This is a genomic window from Aquicella lusitana, from assembly GCF_902459475.1.
In the GTDB taxonomy this organism is placed as follows: domain Bacteria; phylum Pseudomonadota; class Gammaproteobacteria; order DSM-16500; family DSM-16500; genus Aquicella; species Aquicella lusitana.
Window position 1 is genome coordinate 1,838,296 of the sequence record NZ_LR699114.1, and the last position, 12,926, is coordinate 1,851,221.

The window sequence follows — 12,926 nt, forward strand, 5'->3', positions numbered from 1 at the left end:
TTTGAAGCAATCGGAAGCCCTTGATTGATAAATGCGGCGTTCTTATTTATTATTACCCTGGGCGAGCCCCTTAGGTGAGATTAGAATTGTGAAATATGATCTTGGTGAAAGCACATCAACCCTGATAAAAAAGGCCAGCCAACTCTATATTCGTCTGGCGAACAAATACCTTAAAGACCTCGGCATTCCCCATGCCTATTCGCTTTTTCTGTTGCAGCTGTGGCAGGAAGACGGGCAAACGCAAGCAGTACTGCATAAAAAAATTGGGATTGAACAGCCTACGGCTGTCCGAACACTGGATAGAATGGAACGAGATCTTTTTATCAAGCGTGTCAGGCATAGCGATGACCGCCGGGAAATCCGTATTTTCCTGACCAAAAAAGCAAAGGACCTGCAAGTTAAAGCAATTGAATGTGCAAAAACCATCAACAGCCTGGCGCTGGAAGGTTTCAGCGCAACCGAAAAAAAAGCGCTGAATAAATTATTGCGCAACACCATCACCAACCTGGAAAAGCATCTCACCAAATAAAAATGCGGAAGGACGGTTGACAGAGCGAAAAGATCATCTGATGATTTGCAATGCCAGGGCACCATGATTAAAAAAGACAGGATAACACCATGCTCAAGCAAGTTCGCCGCACTCTTATTCATCAGCTGTGGGATAAATACCGCAGCCAATCTGTACAAACCCAGTTAATCGAAAAAGGGTTAAAACACAAGGGCATCCAAAAATTTACCCTGGATCACTTTGCCATTATTGATCTTCCAGGACCCCACACCGGCATCAGTCATTTAAATCAGCTTTTCTCGGCTATCGGTTATATCGTCCAGGGTAGAGATTATTTGCCTGACAAACAAAATGATTTCTTGTGGATGACGGAATGCGACAGCCTGCATTCGCCGGCTACAGAAGTATTACCTCAAGTCGTCGTAGCCGATTTCAGGCTGGATGAGCTGCCTCTGACGATCAGAAAAATTATTGAAAAATATGCTGCCAAAACCCGGCCCTCTCCGGTTCCCGAAGCGCAAAAACTCGCAGGACGCGCTTATCTGGGAGATGAGGCTGCTGCAAACAACTTATACAGCCTGATAACCCACTACCTATCCGGCAGAGACTGGCCCCTGCCCACGATCAACGAGTTTCATACTGTTCAGGCATTCAATGAACTATTAGCCTGGGTCCTTGTTTTTGGTCGCACGCCCAATCATTTTACGCTCTCTGTTCATTTGCTCGACCATTTTAGTGATTTAAATGCTTTTCATGCTTTTATCGAAACTGAAGTGGAACTCCCGCTGAATCAGGATGGAGGTGTTATCAAAGGGGGGCCATCGGTAGGTATTGCGCAAGGCTCAACAGCGGGCATGCCAAAAACAATCCCTTTGGCGGACGGCAGCATTCAATTGCCTACGGATTTTGTTGAATTTGTCTGGCGCTATCCCTGTTATCCTTCAGTGAAGCCAGTATTGTGGGAAGATTATTTCACGGGCTTTGTTGCCCAGCATGCGGATCGCGTCATTGAATCATTATATGGAGACCAATAACCCACTTAGTGATGGATGAACTGGATCTCCTCTTTACCTGAGTTTGATCCCAAACCGGTCAAGATTGCCGCATACAGCTCATGATAGGCGTCGTCCCTTGCAATTCCCTCCTCCTTGATAACCTTCTCCGCCAGCAAGGCATATTCGGGCTCTGAGACAAGTTTCTTGAATAACACGCCCAAACCATAGTAATCGGAACGGAATCCGATGATATATTCACTCAGGAATTTATTATCCTTTGTCAGCCACTTTTTTAACAAATTGAAAATAGATGTATACTCAGGGGCAGTTTGCGTCTGAAATTTGCGGCGGACTTGGGTAAAAAGATTGGAGCTATTCACCAGCGAAAGACTGATACCCGCTGATAATGCTTTCCCCGTCTGATGATCGAAAACTCGAATGCTTCTTCCGAAATCAATAATGTACGCATCAATATCCTTTGCTTTTTTATCGATGATAATGTTTTCAGGTTTCAAATCCGTATGGATCACACCCAGCGCGTGCATGCATTGAGTAGCTTCAACAATTTTACAGAAAATGGTCAAACGGGTTTCAAGGTCAAGCCCTGTCTTAATATATTTATCTAGGCTTTTGCCAGGAAAAAAAGGCATGGTAAAAAATTGATACTCTTGATCTTCATATAGCTTAAAATCAAATTCTTTTTCGTAAACAGTACTATACCCTTCAAAATCTTTACGGGCGGTACAATTGTCTTTTGAAATTTTTTTAATACAAAAAATTTTTTTCAATGGAGAGCATTCCGTTTTCACTGCCTTCGCTTCGCCTTCGTCCATGTTGGCGTTTGCCTCTATATCACCTAAACCTTCGGTGACTTCGACAAAAAAAACTGCTCCTTTTCTTCCTTTGTTTAAATACTCAAGCTGGGTAATTTTTCCGCCGTAATCTTTTTCGATTGCTTTAACTATATTTTCCGGAAGCATACTCGTTCCCGCCTCGTTTAATACCAGATTGTTCAATAATTAGGCATTGTAAAGGAGGGGGGACAAAAATAGCAACGGGGTAACCTAAAAAATATTTCACGCCTCTTAAGGACTTTTTAAGGTTTATATTTTTTTAAAGTAAAAACCAATAAGCTATCGTAAGCCATGTTTTTCTAGCCACGCAAGAATATCTTCACATACATCACGGACTGAGCGGCTATCGGTTAAGACGGTTAAATCCGCGATGCCTTCATAAATAGGCTCACGCTCTTCCCAAAGACGCTCAAGCACTTCCTGTGGATTATTCCCTTGTAAAAGCGGGCGTTTTTTATCGCGCTTCAGCCGGTCAAGCTGTGTTTTAAGGGAGACTTCCATATAAATGACCAAGCCGCGCTGCCGCAAAATCTCACGTACTTCGGGTGTCTCTACGCAACCCCCGCCGGTTGACAACACAATATCCGGCAAGGCGCTGAGCTCGTCTATTACTTTCATTTCACGCAGCCTGAAACCGGCCATTCCTTCCAGATCAAAAATCCAGGTCAGGCTGACGCCCATTTTTTTCTCTATTTCTTCATCGGAATCATAAAAATCTTTATTAAGCTGCTTTGCCAAATAGCGGCCTACACTGGTCTTGCCAGCACCCATGGGTCCTACGAGAAAAATATTTTTGCGTCTGTCTTTCATGCTGCCTGTGTCATAATGGTTGGTGTAATAAAAATAAGTAATTCCCTTTTGTTTTCCCGTTTTTTTTGTTGCCTGAACAGCAAGCCGATCACCGGTACGCGGCTGATAAACGGAATCGCCATCTGGCCTTGATCAAAGCTCGATTCATAAATACCACCCAACACAATCGTCTGTCCGCTTTTTACGATCACACCCGTGGTTATCTGGCGCGTGCTGATAGTGGGCGCACCTTGGATCATTCTGCTGCCGGGTCTGTCCTGATTAATCTGCAATTGTAGCAATACCTGATGGCCTGGCAAAACTTGCGGCGTGACTTTTAATCCGAGCACCGCTTTTTTAAACGCTATCGCCGTTCCACCACTCTCGCTCACTTCCTGATAAGGAACTTCCTCTCCCGCTTCAATCGCCGCAGGCTGCTGATTAGCGGTAAAGAGACGGGGACTTGAAATCAATTCAGCATGACCGGCGTTTTCCAATGCTGATAATTTTACATCTAACAAGGAGCTATCCGCCAGTTTGGCGATCGCCATACTATAGCTCCCAACCTGCTGAGCAGATCGCGCAATACCATCTGCCTCGGTAGCAGAGGTGACGACAGCAAAATGAACCCCCAATTCCCGTTCAAAATCATTATCGATGCTAACCAGCCGCGCTTCAATGAGAATTTGCGGCACAGGCACATCAAAAGCCCGGATTAAACGCCTCACTTTGTTGATCTGCTCACTCATATCCTGCACACAAATTTGATTGGTGCGCGTATCGATTCGAATATGCCCGCGCTTTGAAATCAACGACGCATGCTCGTCTTGTAATAAATTCGCAATAGACTGCGCACTGCCATATTTGATTTGCCAAACACGCGTAATGAGCGGCGCGGTCTCATTGCGAGCCTCTTGCCATTTTGTTTCTTCCTGCTTGCGCCTGATCAGCTCATCCTGCGGTGCAATGAACCACACGCTTCCTATACGCCACTTAGCAAGTCCCTGCGTAGCCAGAAGTAGTTTAAGTGCATCAGCCGGCGCCACGTTTTGCAGGTGTAATGTAACCTCACCATTAATTGCAGGGCTGATCATCACATTCATTTCAAGAAATTTCGTTACCAGGCGCAGCACATCCGTCAGATTTGCGCGCTGTAAATCCAGCGTCAGTTTTTTATTGTCCGCCTGGGCAGGTGGCGCTAAAAAAATAAAGACAAAAACAATCAGCAGGTATTTGTAAATAACGGGATGGAACATACATTCACCTTAAAAATAACGTTTGTCGACAGATAATAGGGGGAGGGTTAACAATTCAATAAGATGTCATCCTGTGCGAAGCGAAGGATCTCCTTTTGTACATCGGGAGATCCTTCGAGCAAAAAAACGCTCTCAGGATGACAGCAAGATAACTTTTACAACGATGACAAACAGCGTGAGGCAATCGATGATGCCTTGATTTAAAAAACGAATAACCCGTGGCTTCACTTCCACAACTCCAACTCATCTGACGCGTTCAAAAACAGACCTGCTGCGAATCATACGCAGCTGCTTATCTGGCAGCACCATCAAGATGCTGTCTGGCTTAATTTCCTTCACCACCGCTCTCTCTTTCCCCAGCACAGAACCGCTGCTAACTGTAATGAGCCTGCCATTCGGGTATATTACCAGCGCCATTCGATGCCGATCCTGCTGCAAACTGCCTGCCAAGCGTAAATGGGTTATTGATATGGATTGCTGCCAGGCAGCATCTTGTGGATTGACAGCCTCAACTCTATTTTCTGCACGGCAAAATGGATTCGCCGTCTCGGATTTTGCAGCTCCAGCAAGAGGATAAAGGTGAAAGCGCTTACTTTTCTCCAATAGCATCAGATCCATCGTAAACAAAAGCTGGTTCTGCTTTGTGGTTTTAAGTGCAAAACTGGATATCAACGCCGATTCCGCAAGCCCGGTTACAAAAGGAAACAATGACTGAAAGCCGCCTTCAATCGCAAAATAAATACGTAAGTGATTGACCGCATCCAGAGAAGTGCCTGTTAATAAGCGAACAGCTCGAACGGATATTTCGTTGAGGTCAGCTTGCACCAGCAAGTCAGACAAATTATCGGCCGGCGCTGCTAAATCTTCATGCGTCTGTTTTTTATTTGCCTTTTCATCTCGCTTTTCTTTTAACATAAACCGATTAATAGCCGCGTATTGTTGAGCCAATTGCTGCGTTCTTGTCGTGAGCTCTTTTAACCTGGCGAAGTGCGGCTGTGTATCATAAAAAAAGCCACAAGCGATCACGATCAGGGTGACAACAAGGGCATACAACCAACGATAAGGATAGAAACGCATGCGACTACTCATCCTTTAGTAGATTTTCCTGTTTCGCCTGAAAACGAAACCGTATTGAATGAAACGCCGAATCATATTCAAGCTGCTCGATTTTAATTTCTGAAAACAGATAAGCCGCGTGCCAATTTTTAAGAAACTGCGTCAAATCAGAAGCGGTACGAGCATAGCCTGAAAAAGTTATATTCTGGTTGGCGCGTACAATCTCACTGAAACAGACGCTGGTTCCCGTTTGCCTCCCCAGCTCCATTAATAGTTGCCTGGCAATCTGCTGGCGAGGGTCGTTAGTTTCCCGTTCTTGAACGGCCGCCATTGATTTTTTGTGTTTTATGTTGTCTTGCATAGCCGGGTAGCGTGCCAACGCGGATTCCAGCTGAATGAGTTGATTACGCTTATTGGTTTCAAGTCGAGAAGCAGCAAGATGCAGCATAAACACAACCAGTAAAGCAAAACCCACGCTTGCAACCAGCATTTTTCTTATCGTGACCGCCCGGTAAATGCGCGCTTTTTCCCGCCAGGGCAACAAATTAATGGCTACCATGGCGTCATCTCCCTCATGGCTAAACCCAGGGCAACTAGAAAATCGCTACCATTTGCCTTCATGTATTCCGCATCACCTGCTGCAGAATAGTCCAGAAACGGAATCATATCGTGATAATGAACCGGATACGGCAATTCATTCACTATCCGGCTGATCTCATCAAAGCGGAGGCCAGCGCACACAATCAACTGGTGAATTTGCAGATGGGGAAATGTCGCAGAGAATAACTGCAAATTCTGATTCAGGCGAATAGAAAAGTCATCAGCATTCGTGCCATCCCACTGTTGATAAAAATGAATTTCATGTTCGTCAAAAACCAGTAAAGTCACATGTTCCTGCATGACATGAACCAGGAGACGGATAGCTTGCGGCTTGTCTAAAAAAAAAGCATGGAAGCAGACAGCGCGCTTTAGCGCATGGCATTCCACGTCTATTATTTTCAATTTCAAACCTGACTGATCAATCAACTCGGCATATTGGCATAAATACTCTTTTCGTGTAGCAGCAAAAAGCACCGTTGAATAGCCTGAATTATTTTGCGGCATGACAGTAAAATCAATGCAAAGGGCTTCGCTAAAACCCGGTTGCGCGTGCTGAATCACTGCTCTGATTTCATTCTCAATCGCTGACGCCTTCATACCGACCGGTATCTGCATTTTTTGCATTCTAACCAGATTGGCTGGCAAACTGGCTGCCACAGGCAAATCACGTAGGCGATGGCAGGAAACCACTTCTGACAGAATCGCTTGCAGAGCGTCCCAACGCCTGACTTTGCCTTCCGCAAAAACATCGCCTGGTAAATCCTGCATGATTACGCGCTCGATCCGTAACCGCTGTTTTATTTTTTTTAACTGTACCAGCCGAATCGCATCCGGTTGTATATCTAGCCCAAGCGACGAGGGGCGGGTAAAAAAATTAAATCTCACGGCGTTATATTTCCTTAATCAGATAAGTTGAATACGAAAAGTAAATGGCTTAAAAGAGGGGACAGAAGGAGACGAAGACGGATATCATTCAGCTTCCGAGGCGAAAGAAGAATGGGCGCCCGCTGCGCGGGAATGTCATGAAGTACCGCTTCCGAATAAAGATCAAGAGGGAAATAACAACGTTAGAAAGTCAGGAATGAAGCTGGTACAATAAGAGGCCACACGAAAAAGACAGGTTGCGCAAACCAATACGATGTTAATATACTTTACGCCTCATAAAATGCAAGAATTTTTATAACTTATGAATCACTTTCTTGGCCTTATCCGAAAAACCATTATTTTTACCCTCCTTTTAAGCGTCGCCATTGTTATTGGCGCACTTTATTATATGGAGTACGAGCTGCCCGACATTGATGCGCTCAACACGGTTCAGCTGCAAGTGCCGCTGCAGATTTACACCCAAGATGGTAAGCTGATTGCCACCTTTGGCGAAAAACGCCGCGTCCCGGTTCCCTACGACAAAATACCTAAGCCGTTGATTGAAGCTGTTTTAGCCACAGAAGACCAGCGTTATTTTCAGCACAATGGCGTTGATATCCAGGGCCTCGGACGCGCTGCGCTGCAGCTTGTCATGACAGGCAAAAAATTGCAGGGCGGCAGCACCATTACCATGCAGGTCGCGCGCAGTTTTTATCTGACTCGACACAAAACCTTCGGGCGTAAATTGCGCGAAATTTTACTGGCCATCAAGATTGAACATAAGCTGAAAAAAGAAAAAATTCTGGAGTTATACCTGAATAAAGTTTTCCTCGGTAACCGCGCCTACGGCGTAGGCGCCGCTGCTGAAGTGTATTATGGCAAACACCTGAGTGAACTGACGATTGATCAATACGCCATGCTGGCAGGGCTGCCTAAAGCACCCTCCACATTAAATCCGCTTGCCAATCCTGAAGCTGCCAAAAAGCGGCGCGATCACGTGCTGGCACGCATGCATGAACAGGGCTATATAGATGATGCGACTTACAAAAAAGCCATTGAAGCTCCGCTTGATGCGAGCTATCACGATCTCCAAACAGAAGTCAAAGCACCTTACGTGGCAGAACTCGTACGCGAACAACTGGAACAAATGTACGGCGACAGTATTTACACAGATGGATTCCGGGTATACACCACCATTCTAAGCCGCCTGCAGAATATCGCCAACGTTTCTGTACGCGACAATCTGCTGGCTTATGACCAACGCCATGGTTATCGCGGCGCCAGCCAGAATATGGGCATCCCCTCGATTGATAATATGGATGACTGGGAAAAAGAATTACGTAAAATCCCGGTTCTCAACGGGCTTGAACCTGCCGCAGTGGTAGAGATGACAACAAAATCCATCACGGTCTTGCGTAGCAACGGCGACCTCACCATTATTCCCTGGTCCGGCTTGTCCTGGGCGCGCAAACAGGTAAATGCAGATTATCTGGGGCCACGGCCAAAACAGCCCAATCAGATTGTAAAACTGGGCGATGTCGTACGAATCATGCCCACGACTCACGGAAACTATCAGCTTGCCCAGGTACCTAAAGCAGAAGCGGGCCTGGTAGCGCTCAACCCGCAAAATGGCGCAATCCTCTCCATGGTGGGTGGATTTGATTTTCAGAACAGTAAATTCAACCGCATTACCAGCGCCAATCGTCAACCCGGCTCCAGCTTCAAACCATTTGTTTACTCCGCCGCACTCGAGAAAGGATTTACCCTTGCCACGGTTATTAACGACGCACCCATTGTGATTGAGCAAGCAGATAACAGTCTGTGGCGGCCACAAAATGAATCTCACAAATTCTACGGGCCCACCCGTCTGCGCACGGCCATTATCGAATCCCGCAACCTGGTTTCCATTCGCCTGCTGGCGCTGATGGGTATGCCTTATACGGTTGATTACCTGAAACGCTTTGGCTTTATGGGTTCCCAGTTACCGCCGGGTCTCTCACTGGCACTGGGCACAGCCCTGGTAACTCCCTTACAGATGGCACAAGCCTATGCCATCTTTGCCAATGGCGGGCTGAAAGTCGTGCCTTACATTATCGATAATATTCGCAACTCGCAGGATCAAGTCATTTATCAAGCACGTCCGCTCATTGCCTGTACGAAAAATTGCAGCAAAGATACAGCCGTTGCTCCACGCGTTATTTCGGCACAAAACGCCTTCCTCATCACCTCCGCACTACACGATGTGATTGAACGCGGCACGGCAAAACGCGCCAAAAATATAGGCCGCACTGATCTCGCAGGTAAAACAGGCACCACTCAAAACCAGGTCGACGCCTGGTTTGCAGGCTATAGCCCGGATATTGTCGCTGTTGCCTGGGTTGGTTTTGACTACAACCAGTCACTGCATGAATACGGCGCTCAGGCGGCACTTCCCATGTGGATGCAGTTCATAGAATCGGCGCTAAAAGGAAAAGCGGAACGCATGATCGAACAACCACCCGGCATCGTCAGCATCCGAATTGATCCTATCACGGGCAAACGTGCTTCAGCCAATGATCCCGCTGCCTTGTTTGAATATTTCATGTTGCCGCATGTGCCGGAAAAGGAAAATATGACAGAGGACACTGTTCCTTCCTATATGGAACATGACCAGGCGAGTGATTCCCTGTATTAAATGCGGCAACTCATGGCTGCTAACAGGCTATCCTGCCCGTAAGCGGCGAGCAGCGAGAGACCGACAGGAATACCGTTCGATTCTCCGAGCGGTATTGAAATCTGCGGAGCACGTGACAATCCTGAAATGGCACCAATTGCTAACGCCCTCGGGTAGTAGATTCCGCCTGCTCTCGCATGCTTTGTTATTGTTCCCCGCTTGGGCGGCAAAGCCGGCACAGTTGGAAAACAAAGCAGGTTACCGCTACTTAAAAAAGTATTCAGCTCGGCAGCAAACTTTTCCCGCTTTTCAACAAAGCGCTGTATGGTTAAGCGATCGGCCCCTTTTGCAAGCTCAGTAAAATTATTTTCCGCAATCTCGCCCAGCACCGGTTGAGCACCTTCAATCCAGCTGCCGAGGCAACTCCATATTTCAGTGGATTGTAAAAGCACATACGTCTCTAATAACCAGTTAAAATCGAGCGGAAGTCCAGCGATTTTTTGTAGCGAAATTCTCTTAACGCTAAATTTTGCCTGCAATCTTTCCACTGCCGGTAGTAAAGCCTGCTGCACTTCGGGATCACAAATCGCAAAAATATCTTCTAATAGAAAAATTGATGTCGAGACCGTTTCTTGCGTGATGGGCATACCCGTTAAAATGGCAATCACTTTTTCCAACTGCTTTCCTTCTCTTGCAAGAACACCGATTGTGTCAAATGAAGGTGCAAATGCGCTCACGCCGGCAACGGAAATGCGCCCATGTGATGGTCGATATCCCCAGATTCCGCAGTTACTGGCAGGCACCCGCACCGAGCCGCCGGTATCTGTCCCAAGCGCAAAATCAACCAAGGAACAAGCCACTGCTGAAGCGGAACCACTTGATGAACCGCCAGGTACGCGATCAGGCGCTTTGGGATTGACAGGCGTACCGTAAAAAGGATTTTCGCCAATTAAACTGTAAGCTAACTCATCGCTCACGGTTTTTCCGCGGCACGCAGCTCCTTCCGATAAAAGCTGATCAACACAAACTGCATTTATAACAGCTTTAGGATGCGTCTCCGCCCAGGAGGGATTGCCAAATCCCGTGATTTCGCCCGCAATATCAATTAGGTCCTTCACAGCGAAACTCAATCCGTCAAGCCGGCCTGATTGATAAGGCTGGATTTGAAATGGCTTCATAAAAGCATACGATGATTCAAAATCGTAAACTTGCATAATAAACTCCTTTTCCGAATCGCTTCCTAGCACTCTATTCCCAACCGTCGCAGTATGCTGATATCTTCTGAGACCAGTTGGGTTCCCACTATTTTGGTATAAGCAAATTCATGGCGGTAATTAAACTGATTGCGCATTTCATCAAAAAGACGCCCCTCATCTTCCGATGGCAAGAGCCGTGAACGCATCATTGCCGTCATGATGAGCGGATTAAAAATGCCAAGGACAATGTCTTGCCAATGGTGTTTTTCGCCCGCGAAAGCGAGCTGTTGTTGCGGCATGATAAATGGCGGGATGGATTGGGGTGCAATGATTTTTTTTTCACAGGCCAGTCTGTAAATCATTTCAATGCCGCGAATCTTGCTCTGAATAGAGTAACCAGCAATGTGCGGTGTCGCGATGAGGGCAGTTTCAAGCATCGCCTTGTCAATGTTAGGCTCGTGCTCCCACACATCATAACAGCCGTGCAGATGAGCACCATGCTGGATCACTGCCTTGGTATCCACCACGGCGCCACGGCTTGCGTTCAGCAAAATACAGCCTGTTTTTTGGCGCGCTAAAAAGGATTGATCGATAAGATGGTAAGTAGGATAAGGACCTGTGCGTGTCAGCGGAACATGCAACGAGATCAGGTCAACATCTGCCAGCGATTCGATGGGTGCAGAAATAAAATCAGGCTCTTCCGCCGCGCGAAATGGATCGCACAAAGTTACTTCAAAGTTTAATAATCGCAACCGTTCAACCACCAGGCGTCCCACATTGCCTACGCCTATTACTGCTGCACGAGGCTGCTGGCGCAGCAGCATCCCCCTTCTTTGCAAGGCTGCAATGACACTCACAACATAATCCGCAACAGGCGGTGCATTAAATCCGGCTGCCACCCCCCATGCTATACCGGATTCATTCAGCCAATTCACATCCAGGTGGTCTGCGCCCGCTGTGATACTGCCCACCAGCTTCACCCTGCTGCCGGCCAGCAAGTGTTTATTGACAGGTGTGATCGAACGGACCAATAGTATATCCGCCTGCTTAACATCGTCATGCGTAATAGCACGGCCCGGCTTTAAAACCAGTTCACCGTAAGAACCAAAATAATCTTTCACATAAGGGATATGGGCATCAGCAACAATCTTCATTGCGGATAGCTCAGAAAGATACCAAGAAAAATAAGCAGGCCGACCCAATTATTATTTTTAAATGCACGAAAACAGGCTTGCGGATCACGACTTTTAATGAGCCACTGTTGATAGATAAACAGGACGCCAACCGCAGCCAGCGCAAGATAATAGATAAAATGCAGCCTGAACATTAAACCCATAATGACCAGCAAAACCACAAACAGCATTTGCAGCAACCCAATAATGAAAGTATCCATCTCGTCAAACAAGATGGCGGTTGATTTTACGCCAATCTTGCGGTCATCCTCTCTATCCACCATGGCGTACATGGTGTCATAAATCACCGGCCAAATTAAACAGGTTAAAAATAAAAACCAGGCGGCGTTGCCAACAGATCCAGTCACCGCAGCAAAGGCCATGGGAACACCCCAGGAAAAAGCAAGGCCTAATCCGAACTGTGGTAAATGCGTATAGCGCTTCATCAAAGGATAGATGATCGTGAGCGCTGCGCCTATAAAAGCCAGTTTAATAGTCAACGCATTGCATAACAGCACACCGGCAAAAGCGGTTAATGCCAACAATGCGGCGAGTACCAAAGCTTCCACTGGTTTTACTCGTCCGCTTGCCAGCGGACGTTCGCGTGTCCGTTTTACATGGCCATCAAAATGCCGGTCAGCAAAATCATTGACCACGCACCCTGCCGACCGCATCAGAACCACCCCCGTCACAAATATTAACAGGATTTGGCTATCCAGACGGCCGTGGCTAGCGAGCCACAAAGCCCATAAAGTAGGCCAGAGTAAAAGAAGCACGCCGATGGGCTTGTCCAAGCGCATCAGATAAACATATTGCGGTAATCGTTCACGTATTTGCATGGTGCAACAGTATAACCCAGCAAGGCGCCTATGCTAAAGAAATTGCGTTGGCGCTTAGTAAAGTGCACTTTCGACTTCCTCATGTTATCATTACAAATCAAGAAAAAGTTAAGCGCATTGCTGTAACATCACATTAATCAACAG

General features: G+C 46.7%; 12 protein-coding genes. 3 read left to right on the forward strand and 9 right to left on the reverse strand.

The window, feature by feature from the left end; translation table 11 throughout:
• Positions 1-88 precede the first annotated feature (88 nt).
• The gene (locus AQUSIP_RS08575; protein WP_232058658.1) at positions 89-529 is read left to right on the forward strand and encodes a MarR family winged helix-turn-helix transcriptional regulator; all 441 of its coding nucleotides are present in this window, start codon (positions 89-91) and stop codon (positions 527-529) included.
• Between the two features lie 89 nt (positions 530-618).
• Positions 619-1,542, forward strand: a complete 924-nt coding sequence (locus AQUSIP_RS08580; RefSeq protein WP_114833452.1) for a DUF1338 domain-containing protein — start codon at positions 619-621, stop codon at positions 1,540-1,542.
• Positions 1,543-1,547: 5 nt separating this feature from the next.
• Here AQUSIP_RS08580 and AQUSIP_RS08585 read toward each other — a convergent pair whose 3' ends face one another.
• The 6 genes from AQUSIP_RS08585 to pilM form a co-directional block, all read right to left on the reverse strand.
• Positions 1,548-2,483, reverse strand: coding sequence for a protein kinase domain-containing protein (locus AQUSIP_RS08585; protein WP_114833451.1), 936 nt, complete (start codon positions 2,481-2,483; stop codon positions 1,548-1,550).
• A 153-nt stretch (positions 2,484-2,636) separates the two neighbouring features.
• On the reverse strand, positions 2,637-3,167 hold the full coding sequence (gene aroK, locus AQUSIP_RS08590) for a shikimate kinase AroK (RefSeq protein ID WP_114833450.1): 531 nt from the start codon (positions 3,165-3,167) through the stop codon (positions 2,637-2,639).
• A complete protein-coding gene (locus AQUSIP_RS08595) occupies positions 3,164-4,402 on the reverse strand; it encodes a type IV pilus secretin PilQ (protein WP_114833449.1) in 1,239 nt (412 codons plus the stop codon). The genes aroK and AQUSIP_RS08595 overlap by 4 nt, the downstream gene beginning before the upstream one ends.
• Positions 4,403-4,645: 243 nt before the next feature.
• Positions 4,646-5,479 carry a pilus assembly protein PilP gene (locus tag AQUSIP_RS08600; protein ID WP_170131728.1) on the reverse strand — a complete coding sequence of 278 codons (834 nt, stop codon included), beginning with the start codon at positions 5,477-5,479 and terminating at the stop codon, positions 4,646-4,648.
• A 4-nt stretch (positions 5,480-5,483) separates the two neighbouring features.
• Positions 5,484-6,017: a PilN domain-containing protein gene (locus tag AQUSIP_RS08605; RefSeq protein WP_114833447.1), complete on the reverse strand. Its 534-nt coding sequence runs from the start codon at positions 6,015-6,017 to the stop codon at positions 5,484-5,486.
• A complete protein-coding gene (pilM, locus tag AQUSIP_RS08610) occupies positions 6,011-6,943 on the reverse strand; it encodes a type IV pilus biogenesis protein PilM (RefSeq protein ID WP_114833446.1) in 933 nt (310 codons plus the stop codon). The genes AQUSIP_RS08605 and pilM overlap by 7 nt, the downstream gene beginning before the upstream one ends.
• A 301-nt stretch (positions 6,944-7,244) precedes the next feature.
• Here pilM and AQUSIP_RS08615 point away from each other — a divergent pair, with 301 nt between their 5' ends.
• Positions 7,245-9,596 carry a penicillin-binding protein 1A gene (locus AQUSIP_RS08615; protein WP_114833445.1) on the forward strand — a complete coding sequence of 784 codons (2,352 nt, stop codon included), beginning with the start codon at positions 7,245-7,247 and terminating at the stop codon, positions 9,594-9,596.
• Here AQUSIP_RS08615 and AQUSIP_RS08620 read toward each other — a convergent pair.
• Genes AQUSIP_RS08620 through ubiA form a run of 3 tightly spaced genes read right to left on the reverse strand, consistent with a single transcriptional unit; the run spans position 9,593 to position 12,782 of the window.
• Positions 9,593-10,789 carry an amidase gene (locus AQUSIP_RS08620; RefSeq protein WP_114833444.1) on the reverse strand — a complete coding sequence of 399 codons (1,197 nt, stop codon included), beginning with the start codon at positions 10,787-10,789 and terminating at the stop codon, positions 9,593-9,595. The two genes, AQUSIP_RS08615 and AQUSIP_RS08620, sit on opposite strands and share 4 nt — an antisense overlap.
• 26 nt (positions 10,790-10,815) lie before the next feature.
• Positions 10,816-11,925: a 4-phosphoerythronate dehydrogenase gene (locus AQUSIP_RS08625; RefSeq protein ID WP_114833443.1), complete on the reverse strand. Its 1,110-nt coding sequence runs from the start codon at positions 11,923-11,925 to the stop codon at positions 10,816-10,818.
• Positions 11,922-12,782: a 4-hydroxybenzoate octaprenyltransferase gene (gene ubiA, locus AQUSIP_RS08630; protein WP_114833442.1), complete on the reverse strand. Its 861-nt coding sequence runs from the start codon at positions 12,780-12,782 to the stop codon at positions 11,922-11,924. The genes AQUSIP_RS08625 and ubiA overlap by 4 nt, the downstream gene beginning before the upstream one ends.
• Between the last annotated feature and the right edge of the window lie 144 nt (positions 12,783-12,926).